17 protein-coding genes are annotated in these 17,469 nt (G+C 72.5%); 14 read left to right on the top strand and 3 right to left on the bottom strand.

The window, feature by feature from the left end:
- Positions 1–114: 114 nt before the first annotated feature.
- Genes AB0B29_RS34470 through AB0B29_RS34495 form a run of 6 tightly spaced genes read left to right on the top strand, consistent with a single transcriptional unit; the run spans position 115 to position 5,613 of the window.
- Positions 115–1,779 carry an ATP-binding protein gene (locus AB0B29_RS34470; RefSeq protein ID WP_362246121.1) on the top strand — a complete coding sequence of 555 codons (1,665 nt, stop codon included), beginning with the start codon at positions 115–117 and terminating at the stop codon, positions 1,777–1,779.
- Positions 1,776–2,198, top strand: a complete 423-nt coding sequence (locus AB0B29_RS34475) for a roadblock/LC7 domain-containing protein (RefSeq protein ID WP_352100236.1) — start codon at positions 1,776–1,778, stop codon at positions 2,196–2,198. The genes AB0B29_RS34470 and AB0B29_RS34475 overlap by 4 nt, the downstream gene beginning before the upstream one ends.
- A complete protein-coding gene (locus AB0B29_RS34480) occupies positions 2,195–2,557 on the top strand; it encodes a DUF742 domain-containing protein (RefSeq protein ID WP_362246123.1) in 363 nt (120 codons plus the stop codon). Before AB0B29_RS34475 ends, AB0B29_RS34480 begins: the two co-directional genes overlap by 4 nt.
- On the top strand, positions 2,529–3,155 hold the full coding sequence (locus AB0B29_RS34485) for a GTP-binding protein (RefSeq protein WP_362246125.1): 627 nt from the start codon (positions 2,529–2,531) through the stop codon (positions 3,153–3,155). The genes AB0B29_RS34480 and AB0B29_RS34485 overlap by 29 nt, the downstream gene beginning before the upstream one ends.
- Entirely contained in the window at positions 3,152–4,390 is a 1,239-nt protein-coding gene (locus AB0B29_RS34490) for a cytochrome P450 (protein ID WP_362246127.1), read from the top strand. Before AB0B29_RS34485 ends, AB0B29_RS34490 begins: the two co-directional genes overlap by 4 nt.
- Complete coding sequence (locus AB0B29_RS34495) at positions 4,387–5,613, top strand: cytochrome P450 family protein (RefSeq protein ID WP_362246128.1); 1,227 nt, start codon at positions 4,387–4,389, stop codon at positions 5,611–5,613. Before AB0B29_RS34490 ends, AB0B29_RS34495 begins: the two co-directional genes overlap by 4 nt.
- 229 nt (positions 5,614–5,842) lie before the next feature.
- Here AB0B29_RS34495 and AB0B29_RS34500 read toward each other — a convergent pair whose 3' ends face one another.
- Positions 5,843–7,330 (bottom strand): helix-turn-helix domain-containing protein, encoded by a 1,488-nt coding sequence (locus AB0B29_RS34500; RefSeq protein ID WP_362246130.1) that lies wholly within the window; start codon positions 7,328–7,330, stop codon positions 5,843–5,845.
- Between the two features lie 173 nt (positions 7,331–7,503).
- On the opposite strand from AB0B29_RS34500, the gene AB0B29_RS34505 reads away from it, so the two are divergent.
- The 5 genes from AB0B29_RS34505 (at position 7,504) to AB0B29_RS34525 (ending at position 12,639) form a co-directional block, all read left to right on the top strand.
- Positions 7,504–8,124 (top strand): L-threonylcarbamoyladenylate synthase, encoded by a 621-nt coding sequence (locus AB0B29_RS34505; RefSeq protein WP_053672481.1) that lies wholly within the window; start codon positions 7,504–7,506, stop codon positions 8,122–8,124.
- A gap of 146 nt (positions 8,125–8,270) precedes the next feature.
- On the top strand, positions 8,271–9,026 hold the full coding sequence (locus AB0B29_RS34510; protein ID WP_362246131.1) for a dienelactone hydrolase family protein: 756 nt from the start codon (positions 8,271–8,273) through the stop codon (positions 9,024–9,026).
- A gap of 121 nt (positions 9,027–9,147) precedes the next feature.
- Positions 9,148–9,978 carry an MHYT domain-containing protein gene (locus tag AB0B29_RS34515; protein WP_362246133.1) on the top strand — a complete coding sequence of 277 codons (831 nt, stop codon included), beginning with the start codon at positions 9,148–9,150 and terminating at the stop codon, positions 9,976–9,978.
- Positions 9,979–10,024: 46 nt separating this feature from the next.
- Positions 10,025–11,530, top strand: a complete 1,506-nt coding sequence (locus AB0B29_RS34520) for a metallophosphoesterase family protein (protein ID WP_362246135.1) — start codon at positions 10,025–10,027, stop codon at positions 11,528–11,530.
- An 80-nt stretch (positions 11,531–11,610) separates the two neighbouring features.
- Positions 11,611–12,639: an LLM class flavin-dependent oxidoreductase gene (locus AB0B29_RS34525; protein WP_362246137.1), complete on the top strand. Its 1,029-nt coding sequence runs from the start codon at positions 11,611–11,613 to the stop codon at positions 12,637–12,639.
- Positions 12,640–12,779: 140 nt separating this feature from the next.
- Here the strand turns inward: AB0B29_RS34525 and AB0B29_RS34530 are convergent, their stop codons facing one another.
- Positions 12,780–13,952, bottom strand: a complete 1,173-nt coding sequence (locus AB0B29_RS34530; protein ID WP_362246139.1) for an epoxide hydrolase family protein — start codon at positions 13,950–13,952, stop codon at positions 12,780–12,782.
- An 82-nt stretch (positions 13,953–14,034) separates the two neighbouring features.
- Between AB0B29_RS34530 and AB0B29_RS34535 the strand changes: the two genes are divergently transcribed.
- Entirely contained in the window at positions 14,035–14,610 is a 576-nt protein-coding gene (locus AB0B29_RS34535; protein ID WP_362246141.1) for a CGNR zinc finger domain-containing protein, read from the top strand.
- 88 nt (positions 14,611–14,698) lie between these two features.
- Here AB0B29_RS34535 and AB0B29_RS34540 read toward each other — a convergent pair whose 3' ends face one another.
- Entirely contained in the window at positions 14,699–15,673 is a 975-nt protein-coding gene (locus AB0B29_RS34540; RefSeq protein ID WP_362246143.1) for a TauD/TfdA dioxygenase family protein, read from the bottom strand.
- Positions 15,674–15,943: 270 nt separating this feature from the next.
- Between AB0B29_RS34540 and AB0B29_RS34545 the strand changes: the two genes are divergently transcribed.
- A complete protein-coding gene (locus AB0B29_RS34545) occupies positions 15,944–16,774 on the top strand; it encodes an aldo/keto reductase (RefSeq protein WP_362246145.1) in 831 nt (276 codons plus the stop codon).
- Positions 16,775–16,811: 37 nt separating this feature from the next.
- Positions 16,812–17,438: a DNA polymerase ligase N-terminal domain-containing protein gene (locus AB0B29_RS34550; RefSeq protein ID WP_362246147.1), complete on the top strand. Its 627-nt coding sequence runs from the start codon at positions 16,812–16,814 to the stop codon at positions 17,436–17,438.
- The last annotated feature ends 31 nt before the right edge of the window (positions 17,439–17,469 follow it).

Raw genomic sequence — 17,469 nt, forward strand, 5'->3', positions numbered from 1 at the left:
AAGTGGCGTTCCACCGTGCGAGATCGGTCGATGACGGTGTGTACTGTGCTGCGGGTGGCTCGCCTGAGCACCTCGGACCCAGCCCTGCACGACTCCCTTTCTGGAATCGACTCGATGATCGAAGTACCGGACCTGGCCGTCGGCGCTCTCGCTCTCGGCACACTGTCCGCGTTCGCCCTCGGCGGCGGGCTGCTGCGCTCACGGCGGCACCTGGCCGCCCAGCGCGCGAAGACGGCCGCGCTGCGGGCCCAACTCGACGGTACGACACGGGCGTTCACCTCCGAGGTCGAGCATTTGGCGGCACGGCGGGTGCCCTCCGCGGCCCGGCAGGCCGCCCACTCCCACGTCAGCGAGCCCGGGCCGCTGAACCCGCAGCTGGCCGGCTCACCCCTGGGAAGCGCCTCGGAGCAGGTATTGAAGGGTCTGCACGCCGAGCTGGCCGCGCAGCGCACCCGGATCGACTCGGCGGCGCAGGCCGGGATGCGGGGGGCCACCCGGGAGATCCAGGCGGCTCTCTACCGCCTGCAGGACGGCCTGCGGGGACTGCAACAACGTTATGACGACCCCGAGTTGACGCAGACCCTGTTCGCACTGGACCACGAGAACGAGCAGTCGCTGCGGCGCGCGCAGATCGCCGCGGTGGTGTGCGGGGCGTGGGTGGGACTCGCCCGCGAGGAGTCCCATCTCGTGGACGCCGTGACGGGCGGTCAGGCCCGGCTCGCGGGATACCACCGCGTCCGGGTCAACAACCACCTCGCGGCCGGTACGGCCCTGGTGTCCCACGCCGTCGAGCCGGTCGCCATCATCGTCGCCGAGCTCCTCGACAACGCGCTGCGCCATTCCGCGCCCGACACGGACGTGGTGGTCCATCTCGAGGCGGTCCACCACGGGGTCTGCGTCACCGTGGACGACGCCGGTCTGGGCATGACGCAGGACGAGCGGGCCCGGGCCCAGCGGATGGTCGCCGGTTCGGATCCGATCCTGCTGACCGAGCTGGGGGATCCGCCGCGCATGGGGCTCGCGGCCGTCGGCCGGCTGACCCGGCAGTTCGATCTGAGCGTGGACCTGTCCTCCCCGTCGCCGTACGGCGGGGTGCGGGCGGTGCTACGGGTCGACAGCCATCTGCTGACGCGCATCGACCCGGAGGAGCGGCCCCCGGCGGCAAGTACGCCGCGTTCGACCCGGCGGGAGGTCGTGCGGGACGCGGGGAGCGGTTCCGGCGCGTCCCACCGTGCGGTCCCGGGTCCTTCCGGCCCGCAGCACGCGTCCCGCGCCACGCCGGTCGTCCCGCCGCACGACCCACAGCCCGCCCCGACCGCCGCGTCCGACGGCTTCGGTCCGGAAGCCGAGCCCTGCGAAGCCGAATCGCTCACCGCCGGCGCAGGCACAGGCCCAGGCCACGCAGGCAACGCAGGCGCGGACGACGATCACGGCTACGGCACGGAGCAGCACCTGGAGGGCGAAGACGCCCCGGCCCCGGGCCACCACGGACCGCGGGACAGCGGCGGCCTCCCCCAGCGGCGTCGCCGCGGTCGCGCCACGGCCTCGGACGTCCCCGCCGCGGCCGGACCCGCACCCTCACGCCCTTCCCGCCGCCCCGAGGAGTCCGCCGCCGCCCTCGGCGCCCTCCAGTCCGGCACCGCGGCGGCGCGTACCGCCGCGCGGTCGAACACAGGAGCCGTTCCAGCCGTATCTGAGGGTGCCCCGGCCGCGTCCACGGCCGACGCGGGGCCCGAGGACACCGACAGCACCGAACACGAAGGGGGAACGGCTCGATGACCAGCCGCGCAGCGGGGGACACGGCATGGGTGCTCGAACCGGTCCTGGAGGTGCCGCACGTCGTGGCCGCCGCCCTGCTCACCCGGGACGGACTCGTCACCGGCTACACCGACGCCCTGTCGCGGCCGTCCGCCGAGCGGGTCGCGGCCATCACCAGCACCGTCCAGGGCGCCTGCCGTACCGCGGCGGCGGCGTTCGCCGACACCGACCGGGCGGAGATCCGGCAGGTCGTCATCGAGTCGGACCACGGCTATGTGCTGATCGTGCCGACGGACCACGGCACCTGCGTCGCCGCGTACGGCGATCCCGAGGTGCGGCTGGATTTGCTCGCCCACCGGGTGCACTCGCAGGTCGCGCGGCTGGGCGAGAAGGCGATGGCCGCCGGGCCCCGAGGTGCCGACGGCGGCACGCCGGCATGACCGGCCGCCGAGGCGGCCGTCCCCTGGTTCCCGCGTACCTGTCGACCGGCGGCGTGGCGCGGCCCAGCCGTGCCCATCTGGAGCGGCTGTCGGTCCTCACCGGCAGCGGTGAACAGGCCCCCGCGGAACTGCCCGCCGCCCAGGCGGCCCTGCTGGAGGAGCTGGAGCACGGATCGCTGACGGTGGTGGAGGCCGCGGCCCTGCTGCGGCTGCCGGTCTCCGCGGTGCTGGTACTGGCCGCCGACCTGCTCGACCGTGACCTCGTCCTGGCCCGCGCGCCGATCCCGCCCGCCCGGCGCTTCGACCCCGACCTGCTGAAGAGAGTGGCCGATGGCCTGCGCGACCTCAAGCACCGTTGACGCCGATCCGGGGGGTGAGGGCGTCCATCTCACCGACTCCGCCGAGGACTTGGTGAAGATCCTGGTCACGGGACCGTTCGGCGTGGGCAAGACGACCCTGATCCGCTCCGTCTCGGAGATCCGGCCGCTGCACACGGAGGAGCAGCTCTCGGAGGCGTCCGCACAGGTCGACGACCTCGCCGGGGTCCGGGACAAGTCCACCACCACGGTCGCCGTCGACTTCGGCCGGATCAGCCTGCCGGGCGGCATCGTGCTCTACCTGTTCGGCACGCCCGGCCAGGAACGCTTCCGGGCCCTGTGGGACGACATCGCCTACGGGGCTCTCGGCGCGCTCGTGCTGGTCGACGCCCGCCGGATCGACGCCTCGTTCGACCCGCTGGGGCTGGTGGAGGAGTCGGGACTGCCCTACGCGGTCGCCTTCAACACCTTCCCCGACGCGCCCGGCCACCACACGCCCGAGCAGCTGCGCGCCGCCCTGGACCTGGAGCCCACGACTCCCATGGTCACGTGTGACGCGCGGGAGACGGACTCCTCGGTCGACGCCCTGCTCGCGCTGGTACAGCACCTGATCGACCACCACCTTCCGGAGCCCCGGTGACCCACCCCTCCCCCGCCGAGCAGGCCTTCTCCCTCTCGGCGCCCGTCCGCCTCTGGGAGGACGGCTTCGCCCGCGATCCCCGTCCCTACTACGCCGCGCTGCGGGCCCACGGCCCGGTCGGCTGGGCGGAACTCGCGCCCGGCGTGCCGGCCTACGTCGTCACCGACCGGCGGGCAGCGCTGGAGCTGCTGCACGACACGGAGACGTTCTCGCACGATCCCCGGCCGTGGGAGGCGACCGTCCCCGACGACTCGCCGGTGCTCGGCATGATGCGCTGGCGCCCCAACGCCCTGTTCGCCGACGGCGGCGCCCACCTGCGCTACCGCACTTCACTGATCGACGCCTTCGATCTGGTGGAGCCGCACGATCTGCGGGACCGGGTGCACCGCGCGGTGCACCTGCTGGTGAGCCGGATCGGGCCGCGGGGCGAGGCCGATCTGGTGGGCGAGTTCACCCGGCCGCTGATGGCGCTGGTGTTCAACAGCCTGTTCGGGCTGCCCGACAGCGCGAGCGACCGGCTGGACGCCGCTCTGGGCAAACTGATCGAGGGCGGCGCCCAGGCGGCCGAGGGGGAAGCCGAGTTCGGCGGGTACGTGCTGGAGCTGATCGCCGCCAAGGCCGAGCGGCGGGGCGACGATCTGCCGAGCTGGCTGCTGGACCACCCGGCGGGCCTGACCCCCGAGGAGGTCACCTGGCAGGTGTTCCTCACCCTCGGCGCGGGGCACGAGCCGACGGCCAATCTGGTGTCCAACGCACTGTCCAGGATCCTCGGCAACCCGGCCTACTACTCGACGCTGACCAGCGGCGCCCGCCCGGTGACGGACGCGGTGCTGGAGGTGCTGCACCACGAGACGCCGCTCGCCAACTACGGCATCCACTACGCCCGTACGCCGGTCGCCCTGCACGGCGTGTGGATCAGGTCCGCGGTGCCGGTGGTGATCTCCTACGGTGCGCTCGCCCAGGCCGCCGAGGAGGAGCGGGGCGCGGAGCGCCACCCGTCGGACGCCTCGCACCTGTCCTGGTCGGCGGGCCCGCACGCCTGCCCGGTCAAGCAGCACACCCTGCTCATCGCCACCGAGGCGATCGAACGGCTCACCCAGTGGCTGCCCGACCTCGAACCCGTCCTGCCCCGCGAGCGCCTGACGTGGCGGCCCGGTCCGTTCCACCGCTCGCTGACCGCTCTGCCCGTCCGTTTCAGCCCCCGCTCCCCCGACCGGCCAGGAGGACGACCATGACCGTCACCGACCGCATCGCTCTGGACCCGTTAGGTGCCGACATCGCCGCCGAGAGCGCCCGGCTGCGTGCCTTCGGCCCGATCGTGCCCGTGGAGTTGCCCGGCGGCATCCCCGCCTGGGCGCCGACGCGCTACGACACGCTGAAGGAGCTCATCCTCGACCCGCGGGTCAGCAAGGACCCGCGGCTGCACTGGCGGCTGTGGCCCGAGATCGGCCAGAAGCCGTCCTGGGCCTGGATCCTGGGCTGGGTCGGCGTGGTGAACATGCTCTCCACGTACGGAGCGGACCACACCCGGCTGCGCAAGCTGGTCGCGCCCAGTTTCACGCACCGGCGGACCGAGGCCATGCGGCCCCGGGTGGAGGCGATCACGGCGGAGCTGCTGGCCGCTCTGGAGGCGGCCGACGGCGAGGTCGTGGACGTCAAGGAAGGGCTCGCCCATCCGCTGCCGATGCGGATGATCTGCGAACTCATGGGTGTGCCGGACGCCTTGTGGGAGGACACCGGCCGGCTCATCGCGGCCATCATGGACACCTCCGACCCGAGCCCGGAGCACGCGGCCTCCGTGCAGCGGCAGATCGGGACGGTACTGCCGGCGCTGATGGCCCACCGAGCCGCGCACCCCGGGGACGACATGACCTCCGAGCTGATCCGGGTCCGGGACGAGGACGGTGACCGGCTGAGCGACGAAGAACTGCTGTACACGCTGCTGCTGGTGATCGGCGCCGGTTTCGAGACCACGGTGAACCTCATCGGCAACGCGGTGGTCGCCCTGCTCCGCCGTCCCGAGCAGCTGGCGGCCGTCCGTTCCGGGGAGATCGGCTGGGACGCCGTCGTCGACGAGACGTTGCGCGCCCACCCGTCGATCGCGTCGCTGCCGCTGCGGTACGCCGTCACCGATCTCGCGATCGGCGAGGTCACGATCCCGGCCGGCGACGCCATCATCACGACGTACGCCGCCGCGGGACTCGATCCCGAGCACTACGGGCCGGACGCCGACCGCTTCGACGCCACGCGGGGCGCCGACGACCATCTGGCGTTCGGGATCGGCGTCCACCGCTGTATCGGGGCGCCGCTGGCCCGGATGGAGGCCCTCACCGCGTTGCCGGCGCTGTTCGACCGGTTTCCGGATCTGCGCCTGGCCACCGGCGACGACGCACTGCGGCAGGTGTCGTCGTTCATCGCGTTCGGCTGGCAGGAGATCCCGGTGCGGCTGCGGGGCTGACGCCCGGGAGGGATGCCGCCGTACGAGGCAGCGCGCGGGAGCGCGACCGGTCCCCCGTTCCGGTCGTGCCCCCGCGGTGAGTTGAACTTACGTCCCGGTCCGAGGACTTGTGAACCGTGTCGATGCCCGCTGCACGCTCGGCGGGGCTCACCCGTGCACAGCCGAGTCCGGATGGCCCGGTTTCGTCCCGCCCGATCGGGCCAACCGGTTGCCCCGGAGGCAAACCGGCTCACGCCGGGCTCCGCAGGACCGGCAGTTCGAGGTCGCCCACGGTCAGGTGCGCGAGGACGACCTCGTACAGGTCGGTGCCCGCGGCGAGCAGGTGGCGTTCGAGGACGGGTTCGGCGCTGCGGACGTGCTCGCGCACGGTCTGGGCGTGCACACCCAGGGCCTGTGCGGCCCGTTCGGCGTTGCCGCCCACGGCGATCCAGGTGCGCAGCGTCCGGCGCGGATTACGGGCGTCGGCGTCGAGCCGCCCCAGCAGGTCCTGCCCCCAGGTGCGTACGGCGGGGCCGGACAGCAGGTCGGCAAGCCGCAGATCCGGCTCCCCGGCGCCGTCGGACGGCGCGTCGGGCAGGCCGATCCGGGTGTTGAGCGCCAGGTGGACCACGGCCCGGGCCGTGAGGTCGGCGAAGTCGGTGCCGAGCAGGGCCTCGACGCGTTCCATACGGGCGCGGACGGTGTTGCGGCTGACGCCGAGGACCTTGGCGGCGTTGACGGCGGTGAATTCCAGGCCGAGCCGGGTGGTGGCGAGCAGTTCGGCGCGGGTGTGGTGCGGCAGGGTGTCGAGGGGGCGCAGCACGCGGGACGTCCAGCCGCGCAGCGCCACCGGGTCCATGAGGCGTTCGGGGTGGGTGCGCTCGGCGTAGACGGCCGTCTTGTCGGGCCGGAAGTGGGCCACGGCCAACGCGCTGACGGCCTGCCCGTAGGCGGTGGCGGTCTGGGCGATGCTCTGGCGGACGCTGCCGCCGAGGAAGAGGCCCGGGTGGCGGCCGACCAGGGACCGCAGCGCCTCGCCGGTGGTCTCCCTGGGGCCGACGACGATCACATGCCCGTCCATGGCCGGGCAGCGCACGACCAGGGCGTCCTCGCGGGTGCTGTCCAGGCACTCCTCGGCGACGCGGTCGCGCACGTCGGGAGCGGATTCGACGACGTACACGCACGCCGTTTCGGCGTCGAGCAGCCCGGGCCAGAGTCCGGCGGCGACGCGGCGGGCGGCGATGGTGTCCTCGACCATCAGCAGCTGCAGGATCGCCAGGCGCAGATCGGAGGTGGCCCGGCGCAGCCGGTGCCCCGCCGCGGTGGACTCGCTCGCCGTCAGCAGCAGCTCGATCACCTGGGCGGTGTGCGTGACGACGCCGGAGGACCGCCGGTCGAAGGGGTCCTGCCGGGAGACGGCCAGCACGCAGGCGTGGGACGGGTGCTCCACCCTGACCAGGCGCAGGTGGCGCTCCCGGCTCTCCCAGGCCGCGGAGGCGATCCGGCCGGCGGTGATGTCCGCGACCAGGTCCTCGTCCAGCGGAAGCCGGTTTCCGGCGATGAGGTTCCCGGCGGCGTCCTGCAGGGCCACGGTCGCGCCCACGGTGCCTGCGAGCCAGGCGACGACTCTGCGGACGTCGCGCCCGGCCGGGCGCAGATGCTCGAGCAGTTCCTCCGCCCACGCCGGGCCCGTGCCGGGCTGCACACGCTGCCGGTTCCCGTCCTCTCGGCCAGCCACCTGGGCCTTCCCCTCGCTCCTCGTGCCGCCTCCGGCACACCGGTCGGGGACGTTACCTCACGTCCGCAGGGGGGTCGGTCCCCCGACCCGGACGTCGCACGGCTGGGGGCCGGTGTCCCCGGGCCCGCCCCCTCCTGCGCCGACGACCCGCACCGGCGGCATAAGCTCGGCGGATGGCGAAGTACTACGACGTGCACCCCGACAACCCGCAGGCCCGCACCATCGGCCAGATCGCCGACAGCATCCGCGCCGACGCTCTTGTCGCCTACCCCACGGACTCCTGCTACGCACTGGGCTGCCGCATCGGCAGCCGTGACGGCATCGACCGGATCCGCACGATCCGCAAGCTGGACGACCGGCACCACTTCACCCTCGTGTGCCAGGACTTCGCCCAGCTCGGCCAGTTCGTGCGGATCGACAACGACGTGTTCCGCGCGATCAAGGCGTCGACGCCCGGCAGCTACACGTTCATCCTGCCCGCGACGAAGGAGGTGCCGCGTGTGCTGCAGCACCCCAAGAAGAAGACGGTCGGGGTGCGCATCCCCGACCACGTGGTCACCCAGGCGCTGCTCGCCGAACTCGGTGAGCCGCTGCTGTCCAGCACCCTGCTGCTGCCCGGCGAGGAGGAGCCGATGACGCAGGGCTGGGAGATCAAGGACCTGCTCGACCACGTGCTGGACGGGGTGGTCGACTCGGGCGACTGCGGTACCGAGCCGACGACGGTCGTCGACTTCTCCGGTGGGGAGGCCGAGATCGTACGGCACGGCGCGGGCGACCCCTCACGGTTCGAGTAAAGCGCGCACCAAAGGCCGTTCACGGTTCAACCGTGCGCCGGGGGGTGGGGGAAATGCCCCGGGACGGGCGTGTCACGATGACCATGATCCGCCCGGTCACGCGGACGGGTTGCAGGCCCCCACCCCCGCAGAGAGGCAGCCCAGCCATGACCGCCGTACAGGGAACCGCCGTCGACATCCCCACCGAGGACGGCACCGCCGACGCGTATCTGGCCCACCTCGCCGACGGGGCAGCCCACCCGGCGGTCCTGCTGTTCATGGACGCCTTCGGACTGCGTCCGCAGCTGCGGTCCATGGCGGACCGGCTGGCCGCCGAGGGCTACACGGTGCTGGTGCCGAACCTGTTCTACCGGCACGGCCGTGCCCCGGTGTTCGACCTTCCCGAATTCATCGACCCGGGGGCGCGTCCGGAGATATTCGAGCGCATCGTGCCGGTCATGCAGGACCTGACGAACGAGCGGGCGATGCGGGACGCCGGCGCGTATCTGCAGTGGCTGGCCGAGTCGCCCGCGGTGGCGGACGGTCCGGTCGCGCTGACCGGCTACTGCATGGGCGCCCGCCTCTCGCTGCTCACCGCGGGCACCTACCCGCAGCGCGTCGCGGCGGCGGCCGGCTTCCATGGCGGGCGGCTGGCCACGGACGCCCCGGACAGTCCTCACCTGGTGGCCGGCAAGGTCACCGCAGAGCTGTACTTCGGCCACGCCGACCAGGACCACTCCCTGCCCGAGGAGCAGATCGAGCGCCTGGAGGAGGCCCTGACCGCGGCGGGCGTGCGCCACCGCTGCGAGGTGTACACGGGCGCGCCGCACGGCTTCACGCAGGCCGACACCGCCTCGTACCACCAGGAGGGCGACGAGCGGCACTGGTCGGCGCTGCTGGACCTGCTGAAGCGCACATTCTGACCGCAATCGGCTCCCCGTTGACACGAGTTGACGGCCTACCGACGGTAAGGGCTTGCTCTCCCGTGATCCCTGCGCGTAGACCTTGCTGAACACCAGTCAGGACTCTGGGGGGAGTTGACTCTTGGACGGCACGGTCGACGGGTTCCGCTACGGCGCGGTGACCCCGGTGGCGGCATATCTGATGGCCTGCCTGGGAGGAGCCCTGGGGCTGCGGTGCATCGTGCGCTCGCTGCACAACGCGCAGTCGTGGAAGACGGGCTGGCTTGCGTTAGGCGCCGCCTCCATCGGGTGCGGCATCTGGACGATGCACTTCATCGCCATGATCGGCTTCCATGTGGAGGAGACCCGGGTCCGTTACGACGCGGCCACGACGGTGCTCAGTCTCGTCGTGGCCGTCGCCGTGGTGGGCGTCGGCGTGTTCATCGTCGGCCGTCACGGCGCAAGCGCTGTCACGCTGGCGGTCGCGGGGGTGGTCACCGGGCTGGGCGTGGCGGGCATGCACTACCTCGGCATGGCTGCGCTGCGGCTGAACGGCGACGTCGGTTACGACCCGGTCGGCGTCGCACTCTCCGTACTGATCGCCGTCGGGGCCGCGACCGCCGCGCTGTGGTCGGCGGTCACCATCCGCGGCTTCCTGGCGAGCCTCGGGGCGAGCCTGGTCATGGGCGTGGCGGTGTCCGGGATGCACTACACGGGCATGGCCGCCGTCAGCGTCCATGTGCACGACGCGACCGGCGGGACGTGGGCGGGCGAGTCGCCGACGTCCCTGCTGCTGCCCATGCTGCTGGGGCCGGTGGTCTTCCTGCTGCTGGCCGGGGTCGTGGTGATGTTCGATCCGCTGCTGGTGCTGGGCGAACGGACGCCCGCACGGCAGGACTCGCGGGCCGCCGGCTCCGCGGTGCCACGTCGGCCGTCGTGGCGCACAACGGCCCCGTCCACGCGCGAGCGGTGAGCGGCCCACCCGGCGGCGCGGCGATACCGATTGCTACGGTGCACCGATGTCCGACTCCTCACGCGATACCGCCGAAGGCGCCGGCTGGGGAACCGGCGAACGGGGCGCGTATCCGCGGTTGATGCCGCCGAAGTCCGAGAAGATCTCCTGGCTGAGTCCGAAGATGCTGTGGCCGGCCCGCAACGGCGTGCTGGCCTCCTGGTTCGGTGACCCCACCGGCCGGACCCGCAGCCGGTGGGTGGCACAGCGGGCGGCCTTCGGAGCGCCGGCCGACAAGGTGATCCGCCGGGACGACCCGGACCGGTTCTCCTTCCTGGTCATCGGCGACACCGGCGAGGGCGACGACCCCCAGTACGCTGTCGTGCCGGGGCTCCTCAAGTCCGGTCAGGACACCCGGTTCGCCGTGCTGGCCAGTGACGTGATCTATCCGGTGGGCAGCGCGGACGACTACGGCGCCAAGTTCTTCCGCCCCTACCGGGACTACCGGGCGCCGGTCTACGCGATCCCCGGCAACCACGACTGGTACGAGGATCTCGGCGGTTTCATGCGCGTCTTCTGCGACGACGCCCCGCCCCTGCCGCCCGAACCCCGGCCGCGTCCCCTCACCCGGGCCTGGCTGCGATCGCTGCTGTGGCACCGGCCGGGCCCGAACGCGGGACAACGCCTCCCCGGGGCACGCGCGTTGCGCGCCGCGCCCGAACAGCAGGCCGTCCAGCCGGGCCCGTACTGGGCGATCGACGCCGGCCCCCTGCGGATCATCGGCATCGACACCGGTCTGCTCGGCACCCTCGACGCCGAGCAGGGCGCGTGGCTGCGCGAGGTGTCCCGAGGACCCCGCCCGAAGATCCTGGTCACCGGCTCGCCCCTGTACGTGGACGGCCGGCGCGAGCCCTGCGCCATCGACGGGGGCGGCACCGTCGACGACATCGTCCGCGACCCCGAGCACCACTACGTGGCGGCGATCGGCGGCGACATCCACAACTACCAGCGCTACCCGGTCCGGCTGGCGGACGGCCGCACGCTCCAGTACGTCGTCGCGGGCGGGGGCGGCGCCTTCATGCACGCCACCCACACGATCCCGCGCGTGGACGTCGCGGGCGTCACCGAGCAGGACTTCCGCTGCTACCCGCTGCGCGGCGACTCCCTGGCCTTCTACAGCCGGCTCTACGGCCGCCGGCTTCGGATGCGCCGCTTCTTCACCCTCACCGAGGGCGAGGCGAGGGCTGTGATCGCCGAGCGGCTCGGCATCAGCCCCATCCGCACGCCGGGCACCTCGACCCGCCTCACCCGGCGGGTCCGCCTGGTCGCGGGGCTGCTCGGCACCGGCCGCCGCCCCGACCGGGCCAAACGGTTCCGGCTGCCCGTGCGGAAGATCTACACGTCGTTGTTCTCGCCGAGCTCGGCGACGTACGACCCGCCGTTCTTCAAGTCGTTCCTGCGCCTGGACGTCTCCCCGGAGGCGGTCCGGCTGCGCTGCTTCGCCGCGACCGGCAACCGTGCCCAGGAGGTCGCCCCGCCCGTCGAGGACGAGGTGCTGATCCCGCTGCGCTGACCGGGCGGAACGGGAACAGCGGGGGCCGCCGCCGGGTTGGAACCGTCGTACGCCGTTGAAGGTTCAAAGATGGAGGGCTCGTGCCGCCGACCCCACGACCGCTGCGCAAGCTGGGCTTCCTGACCATCGGACTGTTCGATCCGGCCGACCCGCGCCCGGGTCACGAGGCCACCCTGGAGATCATCGAGCTGGGCGAGCAGCTCGGCTTCGACAGCGCGTGGGTGCGTCACCGGCATCTGCAGCACGGCATCTCCTCCCCCGTCGCGGTCCTGTCGGCGGCGTCCCAGCGAACGCGCCGCATCGAGCTGGGCACGGCGGTGATCCCGCTCGGGTGGGAGAATCCGCTGCGGCTGGCCGAGGACCTGGCCACCGTCGACCTGCTGTCGGGCGGACGCCTCAACCCGGGCGTGAGCGTGGGTCCGCCCCTGCATTTCGACCAGGTCAAGGGCGCGCTCTACCCGGACACGGCCGACGCCGAGGACTTCGGCTACGGCAGGGTGGAGCGGCTGCTGGACTTCGTGCGGGGCGAGCCGGCGACGGACTTCACCGGCGTCGAGGGCTTCGAGGTCTTCTCCGACCGGGTGCAGCCGCACTCCCCCGGCCTGGGCCGCCGCCTCTGGTACGGCGGTGGCAGCCTGCGATCGGCCCGGTGGGCCGGCGAGCACGGCATGAACCTTCTCTCCAGCAGCGTCGTGAAGGCCGAAGAGCCCGAGGGCCCCTACGACTTCGCGGGGATCCAGCTCGCGCAGATCCGCGCGTTCCGGGCCGCCCATCCCGACGGCGAGGCCGCTCGCGTCTCGCAGGGCCTGGTCGTCATCCCCACGGACTCCGCCTCCCCCGCCCAGCGTGCCCGCTACGAGGAGTACGCCGCCCAGCGCACTCCCCGCACGGCGTCGCCACAGGGCCCGGCGCGGCTGCTGTTCGCGCCGGACCTGGTGGGCACCTCGGCCGAGATCGCCGAACGGCTGCATGCGCACGCCGCGTTCCGGGAGGTGGACGAGGTGGCGTTCGCCCTGCCGTTCTCCTTCGAGCAGGAGGACTACGTGCAGATCCTCACCGACATGGCGACAAAGCTGGGCCCGGCACTCGGCCGGCATCCGGGCTGCTAGTCATGCTGCTCCGGGACGGCCGCGCGGTTGCCGGCGGACGTCACGAGGACTTGCTGGTCAGCAGTGCCCTCTATCGCGACCTGGCCGCGAGCCAGATGCTCCGGTCGGGCGGGAGGCCCCGGAGCGGTTGAGGGCCGCGTTCACCCATGGGCGGCCAGCACCGCCGCGAGGCCCTCTTGCAGGTCCTTGACGAAATACCCGGGGACCTCCAGCGACGGGAAGTGGCCCCCCTTCTCGGGCTCACCCCATCGGACGATCCGCCGGTACCGCTCCTGCGCCCAGGGGCGCGGGCACTTCTCGACGTCTCGGGGGTAGATGGTGAGGGCCGACGGGACGTCGACCCTCAGTTCGGGATCGAGCGAGTTGTGGCTTTCGTAGTAGATGCGGGCCGCCGACGCCCCGGTCCGCGTCAGCCAGTACAGGGTGACGTCGTCGAGGACGCGGTCCCGGGAGATCGTCTCGAACGGGCTGTCCTCGGTGTCCGACCACTCGGCGAACTTGTCGACGATCCAGGCGAGAAGCCCGACCGGTGAGTCGACGAGCGAGTAGCCGATGGTCTGCGGCCGGGTCGCCTGCTGCTTCGCGTACGCCGCGCGGTGACGCCAGAAATGGCGGGTTCCCTCGGCCCACTCGCGCTCAAGGGACGTCAGCCCGTCCGTCGTCAGCCCGGGCGGCCCCTCCGCGAACGTGGTGTGGATGCCGAGGACGCGCGCCGGGAACCGGCCTCCGAGAATCGTGGTGATGTTGCCTCCCCAGTCGCCGCCGTGGGCCAGGAACTCGCCGTAGCCGAGCCTTCCCATCAGTTCCACCCAAGCGGCCGCGATCTTCTCGGTTCCCCACCCGGTGGTGGCCGGCTTGTCGCTGTGACCGAAGCCGGGCAGGGACGGGACCACGACGTGGAACGCGGGCGCGTCCGCGTCCTTCGGATCGGCCAGTTCGTCCACCACGTCGACGAATTCGGCGATACTGCCCGGCCAGCCGTGCGTCACGATCAGAGGAGTGGCGTCCGCACGCGCGGACCGGCGGTGCAGGAAGTGGATTCCCAGACCGTCGATGGCCGTGCGGAACTGGCCGATGTGCTCCAGGCGCTTTTCGAACGACCGCCAGTCGTAGCCGGTGCGCCAGTAGTTGACGAGATCGACGAGGTCGGCGAGCGGGACGCCCTGTTCCCAGCGGCGAGGGCCGTGGGCGGCGCGGTGGACCGTCTCGGCCTCCGGCAGTCGCGCCGCGGCCAGTCGGGCGCGCAGATCGTCGAGGTCGGCGTCGCTCGCCTGGGATTCAAACGCTTGCACGTCGCTGGTCGGACGGGGCATGAGACCTCCAGGCCTTCGAGGAACCGGCTAAGACGGTTCTAGCAGCTCGCAGAGTCATACCGCAACCGGCTATGGTGGTTCCATGCGTGGTGAGTTCCCCGACTTCCGCCTCGGCAGCGTGCTGGCGACCAGCTTCACGGGCACCCTGTCCGAGCGTCACGGCAATCCCGTCGAGCGCATTCCCACACCGCAGCGACTCGTCGACTGGCTGACGGTGTACGGGCTCGCCGTGGACGCCTGCACCACCGCCCAGCTCGACCTCGCCCGTGAACTGAGGGAGTCGATTCATGCCGCTGCGACAGCGGCCGCGGTCCAGGACCCTCTGCCTGCGACCGCCGTCCACGTCATCAACGACCGCAGCGCTCAGGGTCGGGCCGCGGCGATCCTGACGCCCGAGGGCGAGCGGCGATGGCGGCTCAGCTCGGCCTCCCGTGTGGAAGACGCTCTCGGCGTGATCGCCGCCGACGCGATCAGCATCATCGCAGGCGAACGAGACGGAAAACTGGCCCTGTGCGCATCACCGACCTGCCGGGCCGCCTTCTTCGACACCAGCCAGAGCCGCACCCGTAAGTGGTGTGACATGAACACGTGTGGAAACCGCCAGAAGAAGGCGCGCTTCATCGCCAAGCAGCGCAAGGATCCCGGGTCGGTGGAGTGATCGTGGCCGGGTGAGACCCGGGAGCTCCCAGCGGTCCGCCCACTGACGAGGGCGGACGCGCAGCCTGCCGGCCCGGGACGGGACGGGGTCACCAACGGCCGGGCGCGGTCCCGGTGATCGGCTCCGACGGCCTGCCGTCCACCCCGACGGGAACGTCCCCGGCGAGCATCACGCGGTGCATGATCCGGGGATGATCGAGGTGTGCGGTGTCGCCGGGGGCGAGGTGCATGGTTGCACGGTTGTCCCAGAACGCCACGCTGCCCGGCTCCCAGCGGAACCGGACCGTGTACTCGGGCCGGACCGCCTGCTCCAGCAGCATCTCCAGGATCGCGCCGCTCTCGGGCCGGGAGAGGCCGTCGATCTGCTCGACGTAGTAGCCGTTGACGTACAGGATCCGCTCGCCCGTCTCCGGGTGGACGCGCACCAAGGGGTGCAGCGAGGCGACCTGCCGGTCCAGCAGGTGCCGGACGTACGCGTCGTCCCCGGGCCGTGGCTGGTAGCCGACGCCGAGCCGGTGCTCGGCCCGCAGTCCGTCGAGGAACTGCCGTAGCGGCGCGGAGAGTCCGGCGTACGCCGCCGCCAGGTTCGCCCAGGTGGTGTCGCCGCCGTAGGGCGGTACGGTCTCGGCGCGCAGGATCGTCGCCGCGGGCGGGTCGACGCGGGCGCCGTGGTCGCAGTGCCAGCCGCGCAGCAGGGTGTGGCGGCGGCGCCGCAGCCACTCGTCGTGCTCCATGCCGAACCGCCCGCCCAGCTCCAGCCGGTCGGCGGTCGTCTCGATCTCGGGGAAGTCCGGGGGCGAGGCCTTGCCGCGCCGGGGCAGCACCACCGGCTCCCCGAACCGCCGCGCCAGGGCCACGTGCCCGGTGTGGTCCAGCCGCTGCCCCCGGAAGAACACCACTTTCCACCGCAGCACCGCCGCCCTGATCGCGGCGACGACGGCGTCATCGAGGTCCGCCGTCAGGTCGACCCCGCCGATCTCCGCCCCGATGTACCCGGCGACCGGTTTCACCTCCACCCCGGCGTCCCGCACTGCCGCGTCCGTCATCGGGCTGTCCGTCGTCATGAGCGCTCCGCTGGTCGTAGCGTGGTCCGGCCTTCCCGAAGATCGTGACAGTGATCTCCGCCGAGGGCGACCATGCCGCGACCGGCCGGTCGGGACGACCGGGCCGACGCGGTGGAGGGTCCCGGCCCACCGTCCGTTACCGCGATGTCGCGGAGGCCCAGACCTGGCCGGGCGACGAGGGCCGCCCCGTCCGGTTGATCGTTGCTCACCCTGTCCGTGACGCTGGAGGGACGACACGGCCGCACGCACAGTCAACGGGAAGGTCCGACGGTGATCAGCATCCCGACGCACACGCTCAACGACGGTACGACGCTCCCCGCCCTGGGCCTGGGCACCTGGCCGCTCGGCGACGACGAGGCGCAGCAGGCGGTGCTCTCGGCGCTGGAGGCGGGTTACCGCCTGGTCGACACGGCGACGAACTATCGCAACGAGACGGGGGTCGGCCGCGCTGTGGCCTCCGGGGTGGTGCCGCGCGAGGAGATCGTCGTGACGACGAAGCTCCCGGGCCGGCACCACGGCTACGAGGAGACCCTCGCCTCCTTCGAGGAGTCCCGGGCCCGGCTCGGCCTGGAGTACGTCGACCTGTACCTGATCCACTGGCCGCTGCCGCGCGTGGACCGGTACGTCGACTCCTGGAAGGCCATGATCAGGCTGCGCGAGGAGGGGCTCGTCCGCTCCATCGGCGTCTCCAACTTCACGGCCGGGCACATCGAACGGCTGGAGAAGGAGACCGGGGTGCTGCCCTCGGTCAACCAGGTCGAGCTGCACCCTCTGCTGCCGCAGGACGACCTGCGCGCCTTCCACGCGGGCAAGGGCATCGTCACCGAGAGCTGGAGCCCGCTGGGCCGGGGCACCCCCCTGCTGGAGGATCCCGCCGTGGGGCGGATCGCCGGGGCGCACGGGGTGTCGCCCGGGCAGGTCGTGCTGCGCTGGCACACCCAGCTCGGGGCGGTGCCCATCCCCAAGTCGGCCAGCCCCGAGCGGCAGCGCGCCAACCTCGACCTGTTCGGCTTCGAGCTGAGCGAGGACGAGATGCGGGCCGTCGCTGACAGGCCGCAACGGAGGGTCGGCGCCGACCCCGAGGTGCACGAGGAGTTCTGACGGGTACCCGGGGACGCGAGGCAGGAAGGAGCCGCAGGTGGCCGATCGGGACCGGCTGCGGGACTACCGCGGCAAACGCGACTTCGACCGGACCGGCGAGCCCCGGGGGCGCGGCGCGCCGGCCGGCGACGGGCCCCGGTTCGTGGTGCAGATCCACGACGCGAGCACGATGCACTTCGACTTCCGGTTGCAGGTGGACGACGTGCTGAAGTCCTGGTCGATCCCCAAGGGACCCTCTGCGGACCCGAAGGACAAACGCCTGGCCGTGCCCACGGAGGACCATCCGCTGGAGTACGAACAGTTCGAGGGAGTGATCCCCCGCGGCGAGTACGGCGGCGGCACGGTGATCGTCTGGGACCACGGCACGTACGAACCGCTGAGCCACGACCGCAAGGGCCGGCCCGTCGACTTCGCCGAGTCGCTGGAGCGCGGGCACGCCACGTTCCGGCTACGCGGTTCCAAGCTGCGCGGCGACTACGCCCTGACCCGGTTCCGCGGCGGCCCGGGCGGTGCCGGCGAGGAGGCCTGGCTGCTGGTGAAGCGGGCCGGGGGCGTGGCCCGTGCGCGCGGGGCCCCCGATCCGCGTCGCGCACGCTCGGCCACGTCCGGCCGCACCCTCGCCCAGGTCGCCTCGGACGCGGCCCCCGCCGCAACCGCGGAGTGAACGGCGAGGGCCACCTCCTCGCGACGGGCCG

Source organism: Streptomyces tibetensis (assembly GCF_040647715.1).
GTDB lineage: Bacteria > Actinomycetota > Actinomycetes > Streptomycetales > Streptomycetaceae > Streptomyces > Streptomyces tibetensis_A.

What these genes read in the sequence shown, in the direction of transcription:
- AB0B29_RS34470 (WP_362246121.1), top strand. Translation starts at nt 115, where the DNA reads ATGATCGAAGTACCGGACCTGGCCGTCGGCGCTCTCGCTCTCGGCACA.
- AB0B29_RS34475 (WP_352100236.1), top strand. Translation starts at nt 1,776, where the DNA reads ATGACCAGCCGCGCAGCGGGGGACACGGCATGGGTGCTCGAACCGGTC.
- AB0B29_RS34480 (WP_362246123.1), top strand. Translation starts at nt 2,195, where the DNA reads ATGACCGGCCGCCGAGGCGGCCGTCCCCTGGTTCCCGCGTACCTGTCG.
- AB0B29_RS34485 (WP_362246125.1), top strand. Translation starts at nt 2,529, where the DNA reads ATGGCCTGCGCGACCTCAAGCACCGTTGACGCCGATCCGGGGGGTGAG.
- AB0B29_RS34495 (WP_362246128.1), top strand. Translation starts at nt 4,387, where the DNA reads ATGACCGTCACCGACCGCATCGCTCTGGACCCGTTAGGTGCCGACATC.
- AB0B29_RS34505 (WP_053672481.1), top strand. Translation starts at nt 7,504, where the DNA reads ATGGCGAAGTACTACGACGTGCACCCCGACAACCCGCAGGCCCGCACC.
- AB0B29_RS34510 (WP_362246131.1), top strand. Translation starts at nt 8,271, where the DNA reads ATGACCGCCGTACAGGGAACCGCCGTCGACATCCCCACCGAGGACGGC.
- AB0B29_RS34520 (WP_362246135.1), top strand. Translation starts at nt 10,025, where the DNA reads ATGTCCGACTCCTCACGCGATACCGCCGAAGGCGCCGGCTGGGGAACC.
- AB0B29_RS34530 (WP_362246139.1), bottom strand. Translation starts at nt 13,952, where the DNA reads ATGCCCCGTCCGACCAGCGACGTGCAAGCGTTTGAATCCCAGGCGAGC.
- AB0B29_RS34535 (WP_362246141.1), top strand. Translation starts at nt 14,035, where the DNA reads ATGCGTGGTGAGTTCCCCGACTTCCGCCTCGGCAGCGTGCTGGCGACC.
- AB0B29_RS34540 (WP_362246143.1), bottom strand. Translation starts at nt 15,673, where the DNA reads ATGACGACGGACAGCCCGATGACGGACGCGGCAGTGCGGGACGCCGGG.